Source organism: Kitasatospora sp. NPDC058478, assembly GCF_042720345.1.
In the GTDB taxonomy this organism is placed as follows: Bacteria; Actinomycetota; Actinomycetes; order Streptomycetales; family Streptomycetaceae; genus Kitasatospora.
Window position 1 is genome coordinate 1 of sequence record NZ_JBHXML010000010.1, and the last position, 23,584, is coordinate 23,584.

At 74.8% G+C, this 23,584-nt stretch carries 16 protein-coding genes and 2 pseudogenes; 9 read left to right on the plus strand and 9 right to left on the minus strand.

Annotated elements, in window-relative coordinates:
* Positions 1-40 precede the first annotated feature (40 nt).
* Positions 41-1,162 (minus strand): HoxN/HupN/NixA family nickel/cobalt transporter, encoded by a 1,122-nt coding sequence (locus tag ACFWPT_RS07605; RefSeq protein ID WP_350886390.1) that lies wholly within the window; start codon positions 1,160-1,162, stop codon positions 41-43.
* Positions 1,163-1,500: 338 nt separating this feature from the next.
* Here ACFWPT_RS07605 and ACFWPT_RS07610 point away from each other — a divergent pair, with 338 nt between their 5' ends.
* Positions 1,501-3,345, plus strand: a complete 1,845-nt coding sequence (locus tag ACFWPT_RS07610) for a CocE/NonD family hydrolase (protein WP_380480328.1) — start codon at positions 1,501-1,503, stop codon at positions 3,343-3,345.
* Between the two features lie 85 nt (positions 3,346-3,430).
* Here ACFWPT_RS07610 and ACFWPT_RS07615 read toward each other — a convergent pair whose 3' ends face one another.
* Positions 3,431-3,889 (minus strand): MarR family winged helix-turn-helix transcriptional regulator, encoded by a 459-nt coding sequence (locus tag ACFWPT_RS07615; RefSeq protein WP_380480330.1) that lies wholly within the window; start codon positions 3,887-3,889, stop codon positions 3,431-3,433.
* Positions 3,890-4,018: 129 nt separating this feature from the next.
* On the opposite strand from ACFWPT_RS07615, the gene ACFWPT_RS07620 reads away from it, so the two are divergent.
* Entirely contained in the window at positions 4,019-5,275 is a 1,257-nt protein-coding gene (locus tag ACFWPT_RS07620; protein WP_380480332.1) for an alpha/beta hydrolase, read from the plus strand.
* 68 nt (positions 5,276-5,343) lie between these two features.
* On the opposite strand, the pseudogene ACFWPT_RS07625 reads toward ACFWPT_RS07620, so the two are convergent.
* From ACFWPT_RS07625 to ACFWPT_RS07635, 3 genes and pseudogenes are all read right to left on the minus strand, one after another.
* Positions 5,344-6,063: pseudogene (locus ACFWPT_RS07625) on the minus strand (putative Ig domain-containing protein); the annotation flags it as partial.
* Positions 6,064-6,276: 213 nt separating this feature from the next.
* Positions 6,277-6,963: pseudogene (locus ACFWPT_RS07630) on the minus strand (serine protease); the annotation flags it as partial.
* Positions 6,964-7,151: 188 nt separating this feature from the next.
* Entirely contained in the window at positions 7,152-8,102 is a 951-nt protein-coding gene (locus ACFWPT_RS07635; protein ID WP_380480334.1) for a hypothetical protein, read from the minus strand.
* 156 nt (positions 8,103-8,258) lie between these two features.
* On the opposite strand from ACFWPT_RS07635, the gene ACFWPT_RS07640 reads away from it, so the two are divergent.
* Positions 8,259-9,377, plus strand: a complete 1,119-nt coding sequence (locus ACFWPT_RS07640; protein ID WP_380426906.1) for an alpha/beta hydrolase — start codon at positions 8,259-8,261, stop codon at positions 9,375-9,377.
* Positions 9,378-9,492: 115 nt separating this feature from the next.
* Positions 9,493-11,985: an ArnT family glycosyltransferase gene (locus tag ACFWPT_RS07645; RefSeq protein WP_380480337.1), complete on the plus strand. Its 2,493-nt coding sequence runs from the start codon at positions 9,493-9,495 to the stop codon at positions 11,983-11,985.
* A gap of 95 nt (positions 11,986-12,080) precedes the next feature.
* Here the strand turns inward: ACFWPT_RS07645 and ACFWPT_RS07650 are convergent, their stop codons facing one another.
* The 3 genes from ACFWPT_RS07650 to moaA all read right to left on the minus strand — a co-directional run bounded on the left by ACFWPT_RS07650 (position 12,081) and on the right by moaA (position 15,587).
* The gene (locus ACFWPT_RS07650) at positions 12,081-13,652 is read right to left on the minus strand and encodes an alpha/beta fold hydrolase (protein ID WP_380480339.1); all 1,572 of its coding nucleotides are present in this window, start codon (positions 13,650-13,652) and stop codon (positions 12,081-12,083) included.
* Between the two features lie 60 nt (positions 13,653-13,712).
* The gene (locus ACFWPT_RS07655) at positions 13,713-14,471 is read right to left on the minus strand and encodes an HNH endonuclease family protein (RefSeq protein WP_063347075.1); all 759 of its coding nucleotides are present in this window, start codon (positions 14,469-14,471) and stop codon (positions 13,713-13,715) included.
* 120 nt (positions 14,472-14,591) lie between these two features.
* Entirely contained in the window at positions 14,592-15,587 is a 996-nt protein-coding gene (moaA, locus tag ACFWPT_RS07660) for a GTP 3',8-cyclase MoaA (RefSeq protein ID WP_380379247.1), read from the minus strand.
* Positions 15,588-15,733: 146 nt separating this feature from the next.
* On the opposite strand from moaA, the gene ACFWPT_RS07665 reads away from it, so the two are divergent.
* From ACFWPT_RS07665 to ACFWPT_RS07685, 5 genes are all read left to right on the plus strand, one after another.
* Positions 15,734-16,345, plus strand: coding sequence for an NTP transferase domain-containing protein (locus ACFWPT_RS07665; protein ID WP_380480341.1), 612 nt, complete (start codon positions 15,734-15,736; stop codon positions 16,343-16,345).
* Positions 16,346-16,509: 164 nt separating this feature from the next.
* Positions 16,510-17,361, plus strand: coding sequence for a hypothetical protein (locus tag ACFWPT_RS07670; RefSeq protein ID WP_244293324.1), 852 nt, complete (start codon positions 16,510-16,512; stop codon positions 17,359-17,361).
* A 247-nt stretch (positions 17,362-17,608) separates the two neighbouring features.
* Entirely contained in the window at positions 17,609-18,511 is a 903-nt protein-coding gene (locus ACFWPT_RS07675; RefSeq protein WP_380480343.1) for a hypothetical protein, read from the plus strand.
* A gap of 168 nt (positions 18,512-18,679) precedes the next feature.
* On the plus strand, positions 18,680-19,615 hold the full coding sequence (locus ACFWPT_RS07680) for a (2Fe-2S)-binding protein (protein WP_380480345.1): 936 nt from the start codon (positions 18,680-18,682) through the stop codon (positions 19,613-19,615).
* Between the two features lie 214 nt (positions 19,616-19,829).
* Positions 19,830-20,888: a DUF2637 domain-containing protein gene (locus tag ACFWPT_RS07685; protein WP_380480347.1), complete on the plus strand. Its 1,059-nt coding sequence runs from the start codon at positions 19,830-19,832 to the stop codon at positions 20,886-20,888.
* 6 nt (positions 20,889-20,894) lie between these two features.
* Here ACFWPT_RS07685 and ACFWPT_RS07690 read toward each other — a convergent pair whose 3' ends face one another.
* Positions 20,895-23,258 (minus strand): SpoIIE family protein phosphatase, encoded by a 2,364-nt coding sequence (locus ACFWPT_RS07690; protein ID WP_380480349.1) that lies wholly within the window; start codon positions 23,256-23,258, stop codon positions 20,895-20,897.
* Between the last annotated feature and the right edge of the window lie 326 nt (positions 23,259-23,584).

Here is a 23,584-nt window from a genome sequence, read left to right on the forward strand (position 1 = left end):
GGTGACCGGAGTCCGGTCACCACCCCCCTCGGGGTTTGCGCTACTCCGACTTGGCGGCCGCGGCGGCCAGGCCGGCCGACCACTTCTCCTCGACCTTGCCGAACTTCCAGTAGGCGATCGCCGCGACCCAGGTCAGCACGAACAGGCCGACGATCGCGTAGCCGACGAAGTTGAGGTCCAGCCCGCCGATCCAGGCGATCGGGCCGCTGGTGATGTCCAGCTTCTCGCCGAGCAGGCCGATCAGCTCGACCAGGCCGATCACCAGCGCGACCAGCACCGACAGGCCGGTGACGGTCAGGTTGTAGTAGATCTTGCGGACCGGCTTGGAGAAGGCCCACTCGTAGGCGAAGTTCATGAACGAGCCGTCGATGGTGTCCAGCAGGCTCATCCCGGCCGCGAACAGGATCGGCAGCGTGAGCAGCGCGTACCAGGGCAGCGAGAACGCGGCCGCGCCGCCGGCCAGCACCAGCAGCGACACCTCGGTGGCGGTGTCGAAGCCGAGGCCGAACAGCAGGCCCACCGGGTACATGTGCCAGGGCTTGGTGACGGCCCTGGTCACCCGGCCGAGGATGCGGTTCATCAGCCCGCGCCGCTCCAACTGGCGCTCCAGCTCGGCCTCGTCGTACTCGCCCACGCGCATCCGGCGGAACACCTTGAGGATGCCGTTGAAGGCGCCCAGGTTGATCAGGCCGAGGAGCAGCAGGAACGTCCCGGAGACGGTGGTGCCGATCAGGCCGGTCATCGTGTGCAGGGTCGAGTCGTCCGCCTCCACCTGGTCGGCGAGCGAGCGGATGCCGAAGGCGAGCAGCGCGCAGAGGCCGAAGACGATCGAGGAGTGCCCGAGCGAGAACCAGAAGCCGACCGACAGGGGCCGCTTGCCCTGGCCCATCAGCTTGCGGGTGGTGTTGTCGATCGCCGCGATGTGGTCCGCGTCGAAGGCGTGCCGCATCCCGAGGGTGTAGGCGGTCAGGCCCATGCCCGCGCCGAACACCTGCCCGCCGACGTCGTAGTGCTCGGGCGCGACCAGCGCGAGCAGGGTGAACCAGCCGACGACGTGCAGCACGAGGATGAACCCGCCCATCCCGGCCAGGCGCATCCACTCCTCCCGGGTGAGCCGGTCACGCCATCTGACGGGCGAGGCACCTGCGGCGGGGCTGGACATCCTGTGGTCCTTTCGGGTGGTCCGGGCGAAGCTGGGCCATCTTTCCCCCCTCGGGGAAGTAGTTGCAAGTCATGTGCAAATGCCGGACGACGGCGAACGGGGGCATACGGGCGCGGACGAGGGGCGCGCGGCGGCGGGCACACGCCCGCCCGCGCCGGGCCCCACCCCGCCGCCCCACCCGGCCGCCCCGACCGGCGGGCCGCGACCGCCGCGCAGCCTTCGTCAGGAAATCAGACGATTCCTCCCCTAGGGTCGAGATGCCGACGCCCGCAGCGCGCTCCCCGTACGCGCCGCGGGCCCTCCGGCGCTCACCGGCCCGGGATCCGATGGGAGCGGCCATGCCGTCCTACCCCTTCCGCACCACCCGCGAGGACGTCCGCATCCCGCTGCCCGACGGCACCCGGCTGGCCGCCCGGCTGTGGCGCCCGGTCAGCGACGAACCCGTCCCCGCCCTGCTGGAGTACTCCGCCGGCCGGCTCACCGACCGCACCGCCGCCGAGGACGCCCGCCGCCACCCCTGGTACGCCGGCCACGGCTACGGCGCCGTCCGCGTCGACACCCGCGGCCACGGCAACTCCGACGGCCTGCCCGGCGAACCCGGCGGCGACCAGGAGCTCGACGACGGCGCCGCCGTCCTCGACTGGCTCGCCCGCCGCCCCTGGTGCAGCGGCCGGGTCGGCCTGCTCGGCGTCGGCGCCGCCGGCACCACCGCCCTGCTGCTCGCGGCCCGCGCCCCCGACACCGTCGGCGCCGTGGTCACCGTCTGCCCCGAAGGCGGCCACCGCCTCGGCGGCGCCCTGCTCGCCGCCGACCTGCACACCCGGCTCACCACCCTGGTCTCCGACGCCGCCCTCCCGCCCGACCCCCGGCACGTCGGCGACGCCTGGCGCGCCGACTGGCTGGCCCGCCTCGAATCCCTGGACCCGCCCGTCGACGCCTGGCTCGCCGCCGGCGAGACCACCGTCCCCGTCCCCGCCCCCACCTTCGCCGTCGCCGGCTGGGGCGACCCCTCCTGCTCCTTCGTGCTACGCCTGCTCGCCACCTCCCCCACCGCCCGCGCCCTGCTCGGCCCCTGGCCGCACGGCCTGCCCGAGGACACCCTCCCCGAGACCCTGCGCTGGTGGGACCACTGGCTGCGCGACCTCGACACCGGCGCCCTCGCGGAGCCCGCCCTGCGCAGCTGGATCGGCACCCGCTGGACCGGCGAGGAGACCTGGCCCTCCCCCGACGTCCGGGAGATCCACTACGGCCTCGACGGCCCGCTGCGCACCGCCGGCACCGCCTCCGACGACCGCCACGTCCGCGTCCGCTCCCCGCAGCACACCGGCCTCAACGCCGGCGCCTACGTCCCGCTCGGCCGCCCCGCCGACCAACCGCCCGACCAGCGCGAGGAGGACGGCCGCTCGGTCTGCTTCGACTCCCAGCCGCTGCCCGACCCGGTCGAACTGCTCGGCACCCCGACCGTACGGCTGCGCCTGCGCGAGGGCGGCCCGCCCGCCCAGATCACCGCCCGGCTCTGCGCCGTCGGCCCGGACGGCACCTCCACGCTGCTCACCCGGGGCGTCCTGGTCGCCACCGGCCCCGACGCGGACGTCGAACTCGCCGCCTGCGCCGGCACCCTCCCGGCCGGGCACCGGCTGCGGCTCGCCCTCTCCTCGGTCTACTGGCCGTGGGTGTGGCCCACCCCGGACGACGCCGGCTACGCGCTCGACCCGTCCCGCTCCGCCCTCACCCTGCCCACCCGCCACCTCGCCGCCGACATGGGCGCCGCCCCCGTCGCCTTCGAGGCCCCCGCGCTGCCCGAGCCGCTCGACATCCACCGCACCGAGCCGCTGACCGCCCGGCCCGAGCACGTCACCGTGCACGACATCGGCCGCCGGGAATGGCGTGCCGAACTCTCCCCCGCCACCGACGGCAGCCGCACCCACCCCGACGGCCTGGTCCGCGACGAGCACACCGTCACCGCCTACCGGGTGCTCACCGGCGCCCCGCTCAGCGCCCAGGCCCGCACCGACCACACCGTGCGCCTCGAACGCCCCGACATCGGCTGGGACGTCACCGTCCAGACCCGCACCCAACTGCGCTGCGACGCCGGGCACTTCCTCAGCATCGTGCAGCTGCGCGCACTGGAGGCCGGCTCGGTGGTGTTCGCCCGGGAATGGCAGCACCGCGTGCCGCGCTGAAGCGCGCACACCGACGGGCGGGGCGGGGTGCGCCCTGCCGCCGTGAGCCCGGCACGACCCACAAGACGCTCCCTGAGCCCCCCGGTCAGAGGCGGTCGTAGATGGCGGCCAGCTGCCGGAGCACGTCGGTCGCGGCGTCCAGGGCGGGGGCGTCGTGGTGGGCGAGGGCGGTGTCGAGCGCCTGCGCCAGGGTAGTCTGGCGTTCGTCGTGGCGGCGACGGCCCGCGTCGGTGAGGGCGACCAGGACGGACCGCTTGTCGCCCGGGGGGCGCTCCCGGGTGACGTAGCCGGCGGTGGCGAGGTTGTTGACCAGCTGGGTGGTGGCGGCGCTGGTGGTCTCGGTGGCGGCGGCGAGCTGGCCGATCGACAGCGGGCCCGCCTCGGCCAGGACGCGCAGGGCCCGGGCGTGGGTGAGGGAGAGCGCGCCGGGGGTGCGGGTGGCGCGTCCGCGCAGGCGGGAGTCGGCGGCGCTGAGGCTGTAGGCGGCGCGGGCGAGCTGGTCGAGGGCCTGCTCGCGGGCGGGGGTGGGTCGGGGCTGCGACATGGGGGCGGCCTCCGTGGCTCGATCGATGGGCGGGTTGACAACAGAATATCCTAAGTACTTAATAGATAAGTACTTAGCGACTCGGCGGCACCGCCACCGAGCCCCCTATCGACACGGAGGACACCCGTCATGACCGTTCGTTCGACCGGACAGAGCTGGGCCCTGGACATCGCCCTCGCCCAGGGCGGCTTCGACGCCCTGCACCCCCAGGCCAAGGGCACCCTGGAGCAGCTCGGCCACGACCACACCGACTTCGACAAGGTCTTCGCGCTGGTGCAGAGCGGGGCGATGCTCCCCAAGGCCTGGGCCACCGTGGCCGGGCAGGCCGAGGAGCGCGCCGCCCACCACGAGCGGGGCGGCTTCGCCCAGACCGCCGCCGACCTGTACGTGCGCGCCGCGGTGATGTGGGGCCGCGCCCAGTACTCCGTCTTCGACGCCACCGACCCGCGCAAGCTCGCCTTCCGCGAGCACGCCAACCACTGCGTGGAGCGCCTCGGCGCGCTGCGCGACGACCGGGTCCGCCGGGTGGAGCTGGACTTCGAGGGCGGCCGGATCTACGGCCTGCTGCACCTGCCGGCCGGCGAGGTGCGCAACGCCCCCGCGGTGATCCTCGGCCCGGGGATGGACATGATCAAGGAGGACTACATCTACGCCGCCGAGCGGTACTACACCTCCCGCGGCATCGTCGCCCTGTCCATCGAGGGCCCCGGCCAGGGCGAGACCCGGGCGGGCGGGCTCACCGTCGACCTCACCAACTACGAGCGGGCGATCAGCCGTTACCTCGACCACCTGGCCTCGCTCCCGGAGGTCGACCCGCAGCGGATCGGCATGTTCGGCATCTCGATGAGCGGCTACTGGGGCTCGCGCGCCGCCGCCACCGACCGCCGGCTCGCCGCGCTGGCCGCCTTCGAGGCGGTCACCGGCGACTTCCGGACGATCTTCGAGCAGGCCCAGCCGACCTTCAAGAACAACTACATGTACATGGCCGGCTACACCGACGAGGAGGCCTTCGACCGCGAACTGGTCGCCCGCATGCCGCTCGGCGACCTCGTCCAGGAGATCGACTGCCCGGTCCTGTACGGCATCGGCGAGTTCGACGAACTGACCCGGCTGGAGCAGGCCCTGGCCAACTACGAGCGCATCCGCGCGCCCAAGGAACTGCGCGTCTACGAGAACGAGTTCCACCCGCTGGGCGGGGTCGCCGCCGAGATCTTCCGCTTCGGCGCGGAGTGGATCGAGCGCGCCCTGAACGGCGAGTTCGCCGAGGCCGGGCGCGACGTGCGGCACTACGTCCACCACGACGGCCGCACCACCGACGGCACCGCCAACCCCACCTGGTGGCTCGGCGCCGTCCCCGCCCAGATCACCGCCGCCCGCCGGGCGTGAGACCGGGCGCATACGGTCCGGCCCCGGGGTGTGGGAGCCCCGGGGCCGGACGGTGTGCTGGTGGCGCGTCAGCTGGTCTGGATGGAGGTGTCGTCGATCACGAAGCTCGTCTGCAGCGAGGCGTCCTCGGTGCCGGTGAACTTCAGGGTGACCGTCTGGCCCGCGTAGGACGAGAGGTCGAAGGTCCGCTGCTGGTAGCCCGCCGCGGCGTCCGCGTTGGAGTACGTCTTCAGCGTGGTGCCGTTCACCGACACGGCCAGCTTGTCGTACGCGGTGCTGCCCGACTCAGCGGTGTCGATGTGCAGCCAGAAGCTCAGCGTCGCCTTGCAGCCCGCCGGGATCGTCACCGTCTGCGCCAGCGTGTCGGTGTGCGAGGAACCGTAGCCGTTCAGCCACGACTTCCACGAACCACCGTGCGCCGCCTGCGAGGAGCTGTTGTCCACCACACCGGAGCTGGTCGTCCACGGCGCCGCCGAACCCGTCTCGAAGCCCGCGTTGCCCAGCAGCTGCGCCGGCGTGCAGGTGCCGCCACCGCCACCGGTCACCGTCCACGTGAAGCTCGCGGTACCCGACTTGCCCGCCGAGTCCTTCACCGTCACCGTCACGTTCGACGAACCCGCCGTGGTGGCGGTACCGGTGATCGCGCCGGTCGAGGCGTTGATCGCCAGCCCGGCCGGCAGACCCGTCGCACTGTACGACAGCGGCGCGGTACCACCGGAAGCGTTGATCTGGACGTTCACCGCACCGCCGACCGCCGTGGACTGGTCACCGGGGCTGCTGACGGAGACCGCGCCGCTGCCGGCCGGCTTGGTGAGCAGGCAGCCCGCCACGTTGAGGTCGATGACCCGGCCGTTGCCGAGGCACGTGGTGAACCAGTAGGTCTCCTCGCCGTAGCTCTGGCCCTTGGTGGCCGTGGTGGTGCCGTCCGCGGCGACCTCGCACGGGTTGTCCAGGGTGCACATCTCGCCGTTGTCGTTGCCGGTGTTGTTGATGCCGATGATCCGGCCGCTGGCGGAGTCGATGATCGGCGAACCGGAGGTGCCGTGCGTGGTGTTGCAGCCGGAGCTGTAGCGCAGCGAGTCGTGCCAGGTCCACTGGTCCTCGCGCAGGGTGGGCACGAACCCGTTGACGGAGCAGTTCCACACCTGCTTCCAGTACGAGGAGGGTATGTACATCGCGGCGCCGTCGGTCGGGTGCGTGTCGTTGACGGTCAGCGCGGTCGCGCCGTACTTGGAGCTGATCGAGCCGTAGGTGTCGGTGAGTTGGTAGAGCGCGACGTCGGTGCCGGTCATGGTCGCGTAGACGACCTTGTCGGCCTGGACGGTGCCGAGGCTGTTGCCGGCGCCGTCGAGCAGGGTGCCGCTGCGGCTCGCGCTCGCGTTCTGGATGACCTGGCCGGCCGTGGGCATGGTCGGCAGGCAGTGGCCGTTGGTGAGCATCAGGGCCCGGTCGCCGGCCACCGAGGTGGGGTAACGCACCAGCGAGGCCGAGCAGTTGCTCAGCGCGATGGTGGAGGTCAGGTCGCTGGCCTGGACGGCGTGCGCGGGGGCGGCGGCGAGGGTCAGCCCGCCCGCGACGACGGCGCCGACGCCGGCCATCGCGGCAAGTCTCTTGAACATGGCTCTCCTTGTGGGGGATCGCGGGGTGTACGACTGGTCGCCGAGGCCCGCGCCGCACGAAAGTGCCATGGTCACTTCAAGTGGTCAACCGTATTGGCCGAACTCGCCGACGGCAATCGGCCGTTGCGGCCCGGGGCGGCAACCATCCGCCCCGGTATGCCCGTTAAGGGCGGGCGCGGTGGCACCCCACGGCACCGGCCGTGCCCGCCCGTCGGGGCGTCATGTCCGCCCGTCCACCCGTCCGCTCGCCGCCAGGGCTACGGCTGCGGGAAGGAGTTCTCGTCCAGCTCGTCGGTCTTGGCGTTGCCGCCGACCGTCGGCTGGAGGGTGATCGACCAGGACGTCGCGGTGCGCCCGGTCTCGAACGCCAGCGTGTCCTGGAACTTGGTGAACCGGCAGCTCTGCGTGAACGCCTTCGTGTCGGAGTCCCAGTCCACCCCGCCCGCGAAGTACACCTCGTACGTACCGTCCTCGACGCCCTCGATGCTGGCCTTCTGCCCCTTGGCCACGTACACCGAGTGCACCGACTTGCCGTTCAGCGCGAGCGAGACGACCGCGTCCCCCCTGCCGCCGTTGTCGACCTTGAACACGCCCTCGCCGCGCAGCCGCCCCTCGCGCACCAGGGTGCCGTTGTCCAGCGAACGGGACTGCTGCTTGGGGGTCTGCGGGACGGCGAAGGTCGTCGGGTAGCCGGCCGCCGCCATCTTGGCCAGGGCCGCCGACACCGCCGCCAGGCCCTCGGAGGCGCCCAGCTCGGCCTGCGCGGAACCCACCGCGCAGACGCCCCTGCTCTTGATGTCGCCGCGGACCTTCGTCGCGTCGGTGGCCAGCGAGGTCAGCGCCCTCACCAGCTCGGTCTGCGCCGTCGCGACCGCGGCCGGCTCGTCCGCCAGGCCCAGGCCCCGCCCGGCCGTCCGCGCGCTGGTGGCGATGCCGCCGAGCACGCCGTCGAGGTCGCCCAGGGTCTTGGCCCCGGCCACCTGGCCGAGCGCGGTGGTCACCGGGTCGATGGTCGTGCCGAGCACCGGGCCGTACGGCGGCGGCGTCGGGGTGGGGGTCGGCGTCCGCGTCGGCGCGGGCAGCGCCGGGGCCGCGCCGGTGGACGGCCCGCCCGCGGCGCTCCCCCCGCCGCCCCTGGCGCCGCTGGAGCAGGCCGCGAGCAGCAGTACGGTGCCGACGGCCAGACCGGCCTTGGTGATGGACTTCATGAATCCCGCCCCGGTGATGCCCCGCGCACACAGCGTGCACGTGTCCGCCGCCATGCTGGCGGCCCCGCCCGGCGCGGTCAACCGGATTCAGGGGGCGTGCAGAGGGCGTGCAGGGGGTGCCCGGGGGCGCTGATCGAGGTCAACTACGATCGGGGCGTGCTCAGCCTCACCGGATTCCCCCTCCAGATCGTCGCCTCGGTCGTCGCGATCCTCGTCTTCGGCGCCACCATGTGGCTCTGGCCGCGCTTCGGCGGGAAGGGCTGGAAGTCCTGGACGGGCCGGATCGGCGCCTTCCTCGCCACCCAGATCGCCGTGCTGGTCGCCATGGGCCTGATCGCCAACGGCTACTTCGGCTTCTACAGCTCCTGGAGCGACCTGCTCGGCACCGACGGCAAGCCGGGCACGGTCGTCGACCACACGCCGAACGCCTCCGTGGCCGTCACCGGCGAGCAGAAGTTCTACTCGGCCCAGGGCTCCGACCGGGAGCGCTCCGGGCTGATCCAGCAGGTCGCCGTCAAAGGAGCCTCGACCGGCCTGAGCACCGAGGCGTTCGTCTACCTGCCCCCGCAGTACTTCCAGCCGGACTACGCGCAGCAGCGGTTCCCGATGGCCCTGGTGCTCACCGGCTACCCGGGCACCCCGGAGAAGCTGATCTCGCTGATGCAGTACCCGGCCTCCACCCTCACCGCGATCGAGCAGAAGAAGCTGCCGCCGACCGTCCTGGTGATGATGCGCCCCACGGTCGTCGGCAACCGGGACACCGAGTGCGTCGACGTGCCGGGCGGCCCCCAGGCGGAGACCTTCTTCACCACCGACCTGCCCAAGGCGCTCGCCACCACCTACCGGCTCGGCACCGACCCGGCGAGCCGCGCCGTCATCGGCAACTCGACCGGCGGCTACTGCGCGCTCAAGTTCGCGATGCGCAAGCCCGACGCCTACCGCGCCGCGGTCGCGCTCTCCGGCTACTACAGCGCGGCGCACGACGAGACCACCGGCGACCTCTTCGGCGGCAACGACCAGCTGAAGCAGCAGAACGACCTGCTGTGGCGGCTGAAGAACCAGCCGGCCGCCCCCGTCTCCCTGCTGCTCACCACCAGCTACGACGAGAACAACTACGCCGACACCCAGGCCATGGTCGGCGCCTTCAAGGCCCCCACCAAGGTGTCCACCATCACCCTGGACACCGGCGGCCACAACTTCCACACCTGGACCCGGGAGATCCCCCCGGCCCTGGAGTGGCTCGGCCAGCACCTCACCATGCCGAAGGCCGCCTGACCGATCCCCCGGCGGCCCGCCCGATCACCCGATCACCCGATCGGCCCCGCAGATCACACCCGTCTCACAGCGTCGTCTCACGCTCCTCTCAGCCGCACCACGCACGGTATGGCGCATGACCACGACCAGCTACTCCACTCCGGCCGGCGAACCGTGGCCCGAGGCCGCGGACTTCCCGCCGCCGGAGGTGCCGCAGCCGGACCCAGCCCGGCCGGACCCGGCGCCGCTCTTCCCCGAGCAGCCCCTGCCGCCCGTAGGCCCCAAGGGCCCCGCCTCCTGGTCCGGCCGGCTGCGCACCCTCCCCGCCCGCGCCTGGCGCGGCCGCGCGGACGACCCGCGCTGGGTGCGCCCGGCCCTGCTGGCACTGCTGGCCGCGACCGTCGTCCTCTATCTCTGGGGCCTGAGCGCCTCCGGCTGGGCCAACGCCTTCTACTCGGCCGCCGTCCAGGCCGGCAGCCAGAGCTGGAAGGCCTTCTTCTTCGGCTCCTCCGACGCCGGGAACTTCATCACCGTCGACAAGCCCCCGATGTCGCTGTGGCCGATGGCCCTCTCGGTGCGGGTCTTCGGCCTGTCCTCCTGGTCCGTGCTCGCCCCGCAGGCCCTGATGGGCGCCGCCACCGTCGGCGTCGTGTACGCGACGGTGCGCCGGCGCTTCTCCCCGCTCGGCGGCCTGCTCGCCGGGGCCGCCCTGGCGCTCACCCCGGTCGCGGCGCTGATGTTCCGCTTCAACAACCCCGACGCGCTGCTGGCCCTGCTGCTCACCCTGGCCGCGTACGGGCTGGTGCGGGCCATCGAGGCGGCGGGCACCCGGTGGCTGGTGTTCACCGGGGCGATGTTCGGCCTGGCCTTCCTCACCAAGACCCTGCAGGCCTTCCTCGTGCTGCCCGCCTTCGCGCTGGTCTACCTGGTCGTCGCGCCCACCGGCCTGTGGCGGCGGGTGCGGCAGCTGCTGCTCGCGGGCGCGGCCATGGTGGTCGCGGGCGGCTGGTGGGTCGCGGTGGTCGAACTGCTGCCGGCCTCGGCCCGCCCGTACGTCGGCGGCTCGCAGGACGACAGCTTCCTCTCCCTCACCTTCGGCTACAACGGCCTCGGCCGGATCAACGGCGACGAGACCGGCAGCGTCGGCGGCGGCGGGCGGCTCCCGGCCGGGCTCGACCTGCCGGCCGGGGCGATGCGCGGCGGCCGCGGCTGGGGCCAGACCGGCCTCACCCGGCTGTTCGGGAGCGACATCGGCGGGCAGATCGCCTGGCTGCTGCCGGCCGCGCTGATCCTGCTGGTCGCCGCCCTGTGGGCGACCCGCCGCTACGCCCGCACCGACACCGCCCGCGCGGCGTTCCTGGTCTGGGGCGGCGCGATGCTGTCCACCGCGCTGGTGTTCAGCTTCATGTCCGGGATCTTCCACCAGTACTACACGGTGGCGCTCGCCCCGGCCGTCGCGGCGCTGGTCGGCATGGGCGTGGACGGCCTGTGGCGGGCCCGGCACCGGCTTCCGTGGGCGCTGGTGCTGGCCGGCACCCTCGCGGTGACGGCGGTGTGGGCGTTCGTCCTGCTCGGGCGGAGCGCGGAGTTCGTGCCCTGGCTGCGCTGGGCGGTGCTGGTCGGCGGGCTGGTGGCGGCGGCCGCGCTGGTCGCTGGCCAGCTGGCCGGGCGGGCCGACGGGCGGCTCGGGGCCCGGATCGCCTCGGTCGCCGGCCTGGTCGGCCTGGCGGCGGCGCTCGGCGGGCCGGCCGCGTACGCGGTGGACACCGTCGGCACGGCGCACAGCGGCTCCATCGTGACGGCCGGGCCGGCCGTCCAGGGCGCCTCCGGTCCGGGCGGCGGCGGCCGGCACGGCGGGCAGGGCTTCGCGGGCAACGGGCGGGCGTTCCAGCCCGGCCAGAACGGCGGCGGGCAGAACGGCGGCGCACCCGGCTTCCCCGGCGGCGGCGGGCAGCACGGCGGCTGGCCGGGCGGCCAGGGCGGCGGCAACGGGTTCAACGGCGGCAGCGGCGGCGGCCAGGGCGGCTTCAACGGCGGCAACGGCGGCTGGTCGGGCGGCGGTTCGGGCAAGGGCCCGGGCGGCGGCAACGGTCACCGCGAGCGCGGCACGGGCGCCGACCCCGGCACCGCCAACCCGGGCACCGGCAACCCCGGCAGTCCCGGCAGCGGCGAGGACCCCGGCACCTTCGGCCCCGGCGGCATGGGCGCCACGGGCGGCATGGGCGGCATGGGCGGCCTGCTCGGCGGCACCAAGGTGAGCGAGGAGGCCTCCGCCCTGCTCAAGGAGAGCGCCGGCCAGTACACCTGGGCGGCCGCCACCAGCGGCTCGCAGAACGCCGCCAGCTACCAACTCGCCACCGAAGAGCCGGTGATGGCCCTCGGCGGCTTCAACGGCACCGACCCCTCGCTCAGCCTGGCCGGCTTCCAGAAGTACGTCCAGGAGGGCAAGGTGCACTGGTTCATCGCCGGCGGCTCCCACCGCGGCTTCGGCGGGGCCGAGAGCGGACAGGGCGGCTCCGGGGAGAAGGAGTCGGAGACCTCCCAGATCGAGAGCTGGGTGACGAGCCACTTCACCGCGAAGACGGTCGGCTCCACCACCTTCTACGACCTGACGGCCCCGACCTCCTGACCGTCCGACCTCCTGACCGTCCCACCCCAGGGGGCGCACCGCAGCCGGCGGTGCGCCCCTTCGCGTTGCCCCCTGGCCGGCCCCGGCAGCCCCCGTCAGGCGGACGGGCAGTGCGTCCCGGCGGCGGGCAGCGTGCCGTCCACCAGGAACGCGGCCACCGCGTCCCGCACGCACCCGCTCTTGTCGTAGCCGGTGTGCCCGTCGCCGTCCCGGGTGAGCAGGACGGCGTCGGCGAGGTTGGAGGCCATCCGCTGCGCCCACGGGTACGGCGTGACCGGGTCGGCGGTGGAGCCGATCACCAGGATCGGGGCGCTGCCCTCGGCCCGGATCCGGGCGGGCCGTTCGGCGGTGCGGTACGGCCAGGAGCGGCAGTCCGGGGCGAACAGCGCAGCCGAGGTGTCGTGCCGGCTCATCAGCGGGGCGCGGGTGGCGAGTTCGGCGCGGTCGGTGCGCAGGTCCCCGGCGCCGGGGGCCATCAGGGCGTCCGCGCAGCTGATGGCGGCGAAGGCGTCCGCCGCGGTGGAGTAGCCGCCGTCCTCGCCGCGGCCGTTGGCGCCGTCGGCGAGGGCGAGCAGTTCGGCGGCGTCGCCGCGGGTGATCGCCGGGTCGAGGGCCTGGCGCAGCCGCTCCCAGGAGCGGTGGCCGTCGTAGAGGGTGTCGAGGGTGCCGTTCCAGGCCAGGGTGGCGGTGAGGCGGCGGCCGTCGGCGGCGGGCAGCGGGTGTGCGCGCAGGCCGTCCAGGAAGTCGGCGAGCCGCTGCGGGGCGGCGGCGCGGTCGCGGCCGAGGGGGCAGTCGTCGCGGCCCGCGCAGTCGGCGGCGAAGTCCCGCAGCGCGGTCTCGGTGGCGGCGGCGGCCTCGACGTTCAGCCGGACCGGGTCGAGGCTGCGTTCGAAGGCGCCGTCCAGGGCGAGGCGGCCGGTGCGGGCGGGGAACTCCTCGGCGTAGAGGGCGCCCAGGTAGGTGCCGTAGGAGCTGCCGAGGAAGTCGAGCCGCCGTTCGCCCAGGGCGCCGCGCAGCACGTCGAGGTCGCGGGCGGTGTCGCGGGTGGAGAGGTGGGGCAGCAGCGTGGCGTACCGGGCCTGGCAGGCGTCGGCGAGCACCCGGCCGCGGTCGTAGCCGGGGTCGTCGGTGCTGGTCCACTCGTCCCGGGTGCGGTCGTCGAGGCAGTGCACGGGGGTGGTGCGGCCGGCGCCGCGCGGGTCGAAGCCGACCAGGTCGAAGTGGTCGGAGAGGGTGCCGCGGTAGTCCTCCCAGCCCCAGACCACCCGGTCCACGCCGGAGTTGCCCGGCCCGCCGGGGTTGAGCACCAGGGCGCCGATCCGCCGGTCGGCCTCGGTGGCGCGGATCCGGGAGACGGCGACGTCGATCGTCTCGCCGCCCGGATCGGCGTAGTCCAGCGGGACCTTGAGTCCGGTGCACTGCGCGACCGGCTCCCCGGCCGGGCGCTCAGGCCGGTCCGGGCAGTCCTTCCAGTCCAGCGGCTGGAGGTACAGGGCCGCGAGCGCGGGGGCGGCCGTGCCGGGCACCAGGTCCTGGGGCCGGGCCGCGGCCGCGGTGCCGGGCCGGCGGACGCCCGGGTCCGAGGGCCCGGTGCAGCCCGCGGCGAGCACGAGGAGGGCGACGGTGAGCAGGGCGCGGAGCGGGCGACGGGGGTTCGACGAGTGCACCGCCCACGAATACCACCCGGCGCCCGCTCCCGTCACACCAGCACCTGCCGTAACGATTCCTCAGCCTCCGCACTGCTGCAGCATGGCCTGCTTGTCGGCCACGGTGACGGGGAGCTGGTACTTCAGGGAGACCTGGGCGAAGCGGACGGCGTACGAGCAGCGGACGGCGGTGTTGGCGGGGAGCCAGGAGGCCGGGCCGGAGTCGCCCTTGGAGGCGTTCTGCGAGCCGTCGGCGGGGATCAGGTTGAGCGGGTCGTTGGCGATCTGGACGCGCTTGGCCTTGTCCCACTTGGCGGCGCCCAGCTGCCAGTCGTAGGACAGCGGCATCACGTGGTCGATCTGGATCTTCGTGGCCTGCTGCTTGGTCCACTGGACGTTCTTGCCGGTGTACGGGTCGTAGATGGTCATCGCGGTGACGACGCAGTTCGAGCCGTCCTTGCGCTCGACGGCGGTGCCGTCGCGGGCGAGCAGGTCGTTGCGGGTGTCGCAGTTGTTGTGGCCGAGCGGGACGCCGTCGACGTTGTCCGTCCAGGCGGGGCCGAACTCGTTGCGGTCGTAGCCGTCCTTGGGGCCGGCGGCGGCGGTGGCGACCTTGGCTATCACGTCGCGGCCCGCCTTCTGCTCCTCCGGCGTGGTCAGCGGGGCCAGGCCGGGCTTGGTGCCGTCCGGGTTCTGCAGCGGGCTGGTGCCCAGGCCCCCGGCGGGCGCGGCGGAGTCGCCGCTCTTGTGGTCACGGCCGCCCAGCAGCCAGCCGGCCAGCGCGAGCGCGCATATCAGGAACACGGTGGCGGCGGACAGGGCGGTGCGGCGGGCGGGCACGGATAACTCCCGGGATCTGGGGCGGGTTGACGGCGAACCAGCAGATCAGCCACCCCGAGAGCAGGTCAAGGCGGCGCCACGCGAACCCCGCCGACCATGTCGAAGCTCACACCCCGGGCGTCAGCCGCCGATGGCGGACATCGGGCGGTCGGGCCGGACGAAGCCGGCGGAGTTGACGGCGTGTCCGGGCCCCTTCCCGGCCACCGAGGCCCGCCAGGCCGCCTCGATCCGGTCGTCGTCGGCACCGCCGCGCAGCAGCGCGCGCAGATCGGACTCCTCCGTCGCGAACAGGCAGTTGCGCAACTGGCCGTCGGCGGTGAGCCGCACCCGGTCGCAGCCCCCGCAGAACGGGCGGGTCACGGAGGCGATCACCCCGATGACGGCGTCCGTGCCCGCGACCCGCCACTCCTCCGCCGGGGCGCTGCCCCGCCGGCCCACGGGCAGCAGGTCGAAGCGCTCCCCGAGCCGCTCCAGGACCTCCGCGGCGGTGACCATCGCCGAACGGTCCCAGGCGCCCTGCGCGTCCAACGGCATCGACTCGATGAACCGCATCCGGTACCCGTGCTCCACCGCGAAGGCCGCCAGCTCCGGGATCTCGTCCTCGTTCACCCCGCGCACCGGCACCGCGTTCACCTTCACCGGCCCCAGCCCCGCCGCCCGCGCCGCCGCCAGGCCCGCGAACACGTCCGCGATCCGGTCCCGCCGCGTGATCCGCGCGAACCGCTCCGGGCGCAGCGTGTCCAGACTGACGTTCACCCGCTCCAGCCCCGCCGCCCGCAGCGCCACCGCCGTGCGGGCCAGCCCGATCCCGTTCGTCGTCAACGACACCTCCGGCCCCAGCGCGGCGATCCGCCCCACCAGGTCCGGCAGGCCCCGCCGCAACAGCGGCTCCCCGCCGGTCAGCCGCACCGAGGCGATCCCCAGCCGCCCGACCGCGATCCGCACCAGCCGCACCACCTCGTCGTCGCCCAGCGCCTGCGCCCTCGGCAGCCAGTCCAGGCCCTCGGCCGGCATGCAGTAGGTGCAGCGCAGGTTGCAGCGGTCGGTGAGCGAGACCCTCAGGTCGGTGTGGACCCGGCCGAAACGGTCCAGCAGCGGGCGCGGTGCGGTGTTCATCGACCCAGTACAGGGGCCGGCGGGCCGCAGGACCAGCGGCCGAACCGCCGGGGGGCGGCCACCACCTGCGGGTTCCCCTTGTGCATTCGTACAACTGTGGGTTCGTACGGCTGCGCGGCGGCGGCCCCGGCGGGCAGGCTGGGCCCATGCAGACCACCGAAGACCGAACCGGGCCCGTCGCCGCGCTGGTGCTCGCCGCCGGGGGCGGGCGACGCCTCGGCGGGCGGCCCAAGGCCCTGATCCGGTACGCGGGCCGCCCGCTGGTCGAGCACGCGGTGGCGGTGGTGCGGGCGGGCGGCTGCACGGACGTCACGGTGGTACTGGGCGCGGCCGGCGAACGCGTCCGCTCCACGGCGCACCTGCCGGGCTGCCGGCTGGTGGCCAACCCGGACTGGGCGGGCGGCATGGGCTCCTCGCTGCGCGTCGGGCTGGCCGCGCTGGCGCCGGAGGTGTCGGCGGTGCTGGTGATGCTGGTGGACACCCCGGGCGTCACCGCGGCCGCGGTGGCCCGGCTGCTGGCCGCGCACCGGGCCGGCGCGGACCTGGCCGCGGCGGCCTACGCAGGGCGGCGCGGGCACCCGGTGCTGATCGGCGCCCGGTACTTCGCGCAGGCGGCCGCGGGCGCCTGCGGCGACGCCGGGGCCCGCACCCTGCTGGCCGCGCACCCGGACGCGGTCACGCTGGTCGAGTGCGCCGACGTCGCCGTCCCGGACGACCTGGACACCCCCGCCGACCTGGCCCGCTGGTCCGCCGGCTGACCGCACCCCGCCGACCCGGGTGCCCGAAGCACCCGTGGCGGGCACCGGCCGGGCGCACACCCCTGATCCGACCCTGAGGATTGCCCCATTCCGCGCCAAGGACCCACCGTTTCGGGGAGCATGGAAACCGTTCCACCACCCGACTCGAACGGACGGAGCCCGCGATGGCCGGACTGCCCGACGACTTCACCGGACACGACCCCGCGAGGCCAGGGCACGGGGCGGGCGGTGGCGCCCGGGCGATCCGCTGCCCCGCCTGCCGCCGCGAGCACCTCTACGAGCCGCCGTCGCTGCCCTGTCCGTGCGGCGCCTCGCTGAAGGTGCCGCTGCTGCGCGGCGGGGTGCCGGTGCAGGTGCGGTTCCGCTCCTGGGAGGACTCCTGGCTGAGCATGCGCTGCCCGCACTGCGGCCGCTCCGACCAGTGGCCGCAGCCCGAGTTCACCTGCAACTGCGGCGCCACCGTCCGGCTGCCGGTGGACCGCACCACCCGGCTCGGCGGCGGCACGGCCGGCCCGCTCGCCACCCCCGGCCCGCAGGCCTCCCGCCCGTACCCGGCCCACCCGATGAGCACCCCGGTGCCCGCCCCGCCCGGCGGCTCCGGCGGCCAGCCCAAGCCGTTCCGCCACCGCGCGCCGTTCCGCCCGCACCCGGTGCGCACCTCGCAGGACGCGGTCTTCACCGCCGCCCGCTACCTGGAGTGGCTCGGCTTCGACGACCTGGAGCTGACCGAGGCCCAGGAGCGCGACGGGGTGACCCTGCTGGGCAGCCGGATGGTCGCCCAGGTGGACACCTGGACCGAGCCGGCCGACGTGAAGTCGGTCGAGTGCCTGTGGCTGCAGACCCTGCACGCCGAGGAGATGGCCGCCGCCATGTTCACCCTGGCCGGCTACTCCCACCAGGCCACCGTGCGCGGCGAACAACTGCTGGTCGCCCTGTTCAGCCTGGACCTGGCGGGGGTGCCGCAGCCCGCCAACGGCGCCGCCGAGGCCCTGATGGAAACCGGCTGGACGTCCTGACCGACCGGAGGCCACCGGGGCGCATCCGCCAGGGCGCGCCCTGCGGATCAGGCCGGACAGGGCCTAGATCATTTTCCCCGCGAATGCAAGAACCTCCGCTCGTGATCTGGTGCACAAGCTCACCCCCGTGTTGAATTGCCGCCACAGCGCGGGCCCTTGCGCTGCCGTCGCCGTGCCGCCGACAGTCGACGGCGGCGACGCCGGGCAGGGCCGCGCCCCGCTGGATGGCGCACACAAGGAGGTGGCGTTGTCAGAGCACGGATGGGGCCCGAACGGCCCGAACGGGCGGGGGCGGGCGGCAGCGGAGGAGCCGGGCGACACCGTGTGGCGACTGAGGTCCCGGGGGTGCTGGCAGGAGGCGGCCGAACTGCTGCGCCCGGCCGCCGAACAGGACCCGACAGCGGCCCTGGCACGGGCCGAACTCCTCATCGAGCAGTGCCTGTTCACCGCCGCACAGTGGACCCAGGCGGAACAGGCGCTGCGCCTCGCGGAGGCCGTGGTGGCCAGCACCGAGCAGCGCGCGGCCGCAGCCTGCGCCCGCGGCTTCCTGGCGTACGTGGCCAGCGTGCTCGGCCCCCGGGACCGACTGGACGAGGCGCAGGCCGCGCTCGGACGCACCTCGGCACTGCTGCCGCCGGACGCGCCGGGCCGCCCGCTGCTGGACTTCCGGCGCGGACTGGTCGCCGAGAACCTGCTGCGCGACCGCGGCGCCGCCTGGATCGCCTACCGCCGGGCGCACGACGGCGCGGGCGAACGCGGGGACGAACTGCTGCGCTCGTACACCTGGCGCCACCTGGCGGCGCTGGCCCTGGCCCGCGGGGACCGCGACCACGCCCGCGAGGGCTTCGACGCCTCACTGCGGCTGCGCGAGCAACTCGGCTTCACGGTGGGGGTGGCGCCGGCGCTCGCGGCGCTCGCCGAGGTGTCCGAACCTGCCGAGGCCACCCGGTTGCGCGCCGAGGCGGCCCGGCTCGTCCACGCCCTGGGCGGCGTGCCGGTCTGGCTCGCGCGCCAGTTGGGCACCACCCGCACGCCGGGGCTCCCCCCGGACGGGGCCCACACGCCGGGGCTCCCCCCGGACGGGGCCCACACGCCGGGGCCTCCCCCGGACGGGCGCATCACCCGCGAGACCTGGGGGACAATCAGCTAAGGTGAGCCTAACCTGGCCGGGGTGAGCAGTACCCCGGCCGGGTTCGCCTTGCCGTTCCCCGGGCACCGCCATGCCCCGGTCCGGCCGGGCCCGGGCGGGCCACCACCCCGACCGGGCACCGCCGGGCGGTCCATGGGCGGTCCCCGGTCGACCCGATGGGGCCCGCCCATGACCGCGAGCAGCACCCGGCCCGGCCCCACGCCGTGCGCCCCCCGCACCACCGAGGCGCACGCCCTCACCCCCGCGCCGGCCGCCACCGCCCCCGGCGCGACCTCGTACCACCGGCTCACCGCGCTCGCCCCCGTCCTGCGGGTGCGCTGCGCCCCGCCCCGCCGCGGCGACGGCTGGATCCCCGCCGCCGACCTGACCACCCGGCCCGAGGCGGTCCGCGAGCTGATCGCCCACGACGCCCGGCAGGGCCTGGCCCGCTACGGGCGGCCGCTGCGCCCGGACGTGGCGGCCGGCTTCGGCCTGCACCGCGTCGTGTGGCCGCTCTCGCTGCTGTTCACGCTGCCGTGGTTCCTGGAGCGCCGGGTCCCGCTGCTCGGCCCGGAGGACGTCTCGGTGCGCCGCGGCACCGACCGGGTGGAGCTGACGGTCCGCCCGGAGGCGTTCGTCTGCCTGCCGGACGACCCGGCGGCCGGCGTGCCGCAGGCCCGTACGGTGCCGGACGGGAACGCGTTGGCCGCCGAACTGCGGTGCGCGCTGGGCGGGTTCCTGGAACCGGTGCTGGCCGCCTTCCGGCCCGAGGTGCGGCGCGGGCCGCGGGTGCTGTGGGCGATGGCCACGGACGCGGCGGTGGAGGGGCTCTGGTACGCCGGCGGGCTGCTCGGGGAGCAGGAGCGGGCGCGCGCCGAGCTGTCCGCGCTGCTGGAGCCCCCGCAGGCGGGCGGCGCGGCGGCGGCACCGGCGTGCGCGCCCGGCGTGACCGGCGGCCCCACTCCGGCCCCGTCCCCCTTCACCCCGGGTGCCGGTTTCGCCGCACCGGCGCCCGGGTGCGGGGATGCTTCGGGCACCGACCGGGCCCGGGCCAGCTGCTGCCTCGTGTACACCGCCCAACCGGAGGACATCTGCGGCGGCTGCCCCCGCGTCATGCGGGGTTGACGAAAACACGTGCGAAGCCGGATCCGGAAAGCCCGGAATTCCGGGAACAGCCCGCTTCAAATGCATAAGAAAATGCGATTTTCGCGGGGTCAGAAATCCCTCTACTCAGCGCATTGGCACCGAATCGGCCATTCCCCCGCCGAGCATCCGCCATGATGGTCCCCGCCATCACGACGCAGGAACGCGACGCAGGAAAGCGAGGCTGGTTCCGGCGATGAAATTGTCCGACATACCGCTTGGCTGGGCCGTCACCGGAGGTGCGGGGCTGCTGGTCAGCGCGCTCCTGGTGGCCCTGGTCCGGAGCCGGGGATCCGCCGCCGCCGGAGGGCCGGATTCCTGGGAGCGTTCCGAGGAACGGCGCCGCCGCAAGGAATCCCTGTACGGCGGCGCCTCGTACACGCTGCTGTTCTGCTGCGCGGGTGTCGCCGCCGCGCTGTCCTTCCACGGGCTGGTCGGCTTCGGGGTGCAGAACCTCGGACTGTCCGGCGGCTGGGAGTACCTCGTGCCGTTCGGCCTCGACGGCGCCGCGATGTTCTGCTCGGTGCTCGCCGTGCGCGAGGCCAGCCACGGCGACGCCGCGCTCGGCTCCCGGCTGCTGGTCTGGCTGTTCGCCGGCGCCTCGGCCTGGTTCAACTGGGTGCACGCCCCGCGCGGCTTCGGCCACGCAGGCGCCCCGCAGTTCTTCTCCGGCATGTCCCTCTCGGCGGCCATCCTGTTCGACCGGGCGCTCAAGCAGACCCGCCGGGCCGCGCTGCGCGAGCAGGGGCTCGTCCCCCGCCCGCTGCCGCAGATCCGCATCGTGCGCTGGCTGCGCGCCCCCCGCGAGACCTACGCGGCCTGGTCGCTGATGCTCCTGGAAGGCGTCCGCAGCCTCGACGAGGCGGTGGACGAGGTCCGCGAGGACAAGCGGGAGAGGGCCGTGGAGCGGGAGCGCCGCAGGCTCGCCGGCCGCCGCGAGCGGGCGGAGATCCGGGCGATCAGCCGCAGCAACAGCGCCTGGCGCGGACGCGGCGGCGCCGCACGGCAGTTGGAGTCCGGCTCGGAACCCGCCATAGCCGGCGGGCCCGCGGCGGAGCGGCCCACCGGGCCGCGCGAGGTCGAGGCCGCCGAGGGCGCGGTGGTGCCCGCCGAGGGCACGGTGGCCCAGCCGGGCCTGCCCGCCCGCCCGGAGCGGCGCACCATCGACCTGACCGTCGACGAGGACACCGTGACGCTGCCGCGGCTGGACTCGCTGGAGCGCAAACTGAAGGACCTGGAGCAGCAGTTCGGGTAACCGGATCTAGGTTGCGGGCGTGCCGCTGAGCTCGAACCACATCCGCTTGCCGGAGCCGCGCGGCTCCACGCCCCAGGCGTCCGCCAGCGCCTCGACGAGCATCAGCCCGCGCCCGGAGGAGGCCTGCTCCCCCGGGGTCCGGCGGGTCGGCCACAGGTCCGACTCGTCCTCCACCTCGACCCGCAGCCGGGCCCGGCCGCCGTCCGAGGCCGGCTCCCGGTAGAGCCGGGCGGTGAACATGGCGTCCCGGTCGGTGTGCCGGATGGCGTTGGTGACCAGTTCGGAGGAGAGCAGTTCGGCGGTGTCGATGAACTCGGCGACGCCCCAGCGGCGCAGCGCGTCGCGCAGCTCCGCCCGGACCTCGGAGATCCGCGCCAGGTCGGCCTGGCCGATCCGGCGGCGCAGCTGCTGGGCGGCCAGGCCGCCGGCCGGACCGTCCCAGCGCAGGAGGAGCAGCGCTATGTCGTCCTCGCGCTCGCTGGAGTCGGCGGCCTGGGAGGCGATCCGGTCGGCCAGGTCCTCCAGCGGGTCGCGGGCCGCCTCCTCGGCGCGCGGCAGCGGGCGGGCGAGCGCCCGGGTGAGCCGGGCGATGCCCTCGTCCAGGTCCATGCCGCGCGCCTCGACCAGGCCGTCGGTACAGAGCAGCACCGTCTCGCCCGGGTCCAGGCTGAACCGGGTGACCCGGTACTCCTGGTCCGGGTCGATGCCCAGCGGCAGCCCGCCGGCCACCGGCACCACCGCGGCGGTGCCGTCCGCCCGGCGCACCACCGGGTCGAGGTGGCCGGCCCGGACGGCGTAGACCACGCCGTAGTCCACGTTGACCTCGGCGTAGGCGCAGGTCGCGAAGTGGTCGGTGTCCAGGTCGGCGAGGAAGCGGGAGGCGCGGGCCATCACCGCGGCCGGCGGGTGCCCCTCGGCCGCGTAGGCGCGCAGCGCGATCCGCAGCTGGCCCATGATCCCGGCGGCGTGCACGTCGTGGCCCTGGACGTCCCCGATCACCAGGCCGACGTGCCCGCCCGGCAGCGGCACCACGTCGTACCAGTCGCCGCCGATCTGCAGGCCGGAGCCGGCCGCCAGGTAGCGCACGGCGGTCGTCACCCCCGGCACCGACGGCACGGTGCGCGGCAGCATCACCCGCTGGAGGCCGGCCGCCAGCTCGTGCTCGGCGTCGTGCAGCCGGGCCCGGGCCAGGGACTGGGCGACCAGCCCGCCCAGGGTCGACAGCAGGGTGCGCTCGTCGGCGTCCAGCTCGCGCTCGTCGTCGAAGCTGACCACGCAGACGCCGATCGCCCGCCCGCTGGCCACCAGCGGCAGGAACGCCCAGGAGCCGCGCCCGGTACGGCTGGTCGGCTCCCAGACGTCGGGGTAGGACGCGCGGAACTCCTCGCGGGTCGGGATGAACACCGGCGCCCGGTGGCGCACCGCCTCGGCGGCCGGGTGCCCGGCCGGCAGCACCGTGCGGTCCCAGACCGCCAGCGCCTCGGTCCGGTAGCCGGAGGCGCCGAGCACCTGCGCCCGGCCGGCCTCGAAGGAGGCCAGCACCAGGCCGTCCGGCGGCAGGCCGGGCAGCGGCAGCCCGGTGAACACCCGGGCCACGTCGCGGACGGTGACGGCTTCGGAGAGGGCGCGGGCCGCCTCCTTGATGAACCGGGAGCGCTCCTCGCGCAGCAGGGCCATCCGGTCGGCGCGGTCGCGCTTGTGCAGTTCGACGGTGGCGTCCCAGACGAAGCCCACCATCCGCGAGGCCCGGCCGAAGGCGTCCGCGAGCACCCGGCCGCGGAAGCGCACCGCGCGCATGGTGCCGTTGGGCCCGACGGTGCGGTAGTAGGCGCCGCACTGGCCCAGTTCGGCCACCGCGCGCTCGACCCGGCGGCGCACCACCGGCGCGTCCTCGGGGTGCAGCAGGGCCAGGAAGGAACCGGCGGTGCGGTCGAAGCGGCCCTGGTCCATGCTGTCCAGGCCGATGATCGCGCAGGCCCGGTGGTCGCCCTCCAGGACGTCGCGGCGGATGTCCCAGTCGAAGGAGCCGATGCCGTTGGCGGCCATCGCGGGCTCCAGCCAGTCCGGCATGGTGTCCGCGGAGGCGGGCGGCAGGCTGCCGGGGAGCACCGTCGCCAGCCGTCCGGCGGCGAGCGCGGGCGCCGGGCGCGGCACGGGCCGGCGCACCGCCTGCGCGGGCGGCTTCGCCCGGCCCGGCCCGGTCGCGGCGGGGCCGGCGGGGGGCTGGTCGACCGTCACGGGAGCGGGACCGACGGGGTTCGGACCGACGGGGTTCGGACCGGTGGTGCGGGCGGAGGCTGCCTGCTGCGGTTCGGCGGTGGGCGCACCGGGTGGAAGCGCCGGCCCCGGCGACTCGGGCTCAGTGGGCATGCTGCTCCTGCCGCTGCCGTGGCGGACCGCGCCGACCGTCCGGCCGGGCCGCGTGGCGGTGTGATGGGTGGTGCTGGATCGGACGGTGTCGACGGGCGGGGTCGGTCGAGGTTCGGTCTCCCCGCTGCTTCCCGCACGTGGACACACATTCCCACCATCCTGTCCAATGTTGGGCCGAGCGGCAATGGCAACGGGCCGGAAATCTTCCGTTCCGCCTTCTGTTCTGGGCATGCTTCGAAGGCGAATGAATCGACGGCGAACGGTGCGGCGGGCCGCGCGCCCCCGCCCGCCCCGAGCGCCCCGTGCCCGCGCCCCGAGCCCGTGCC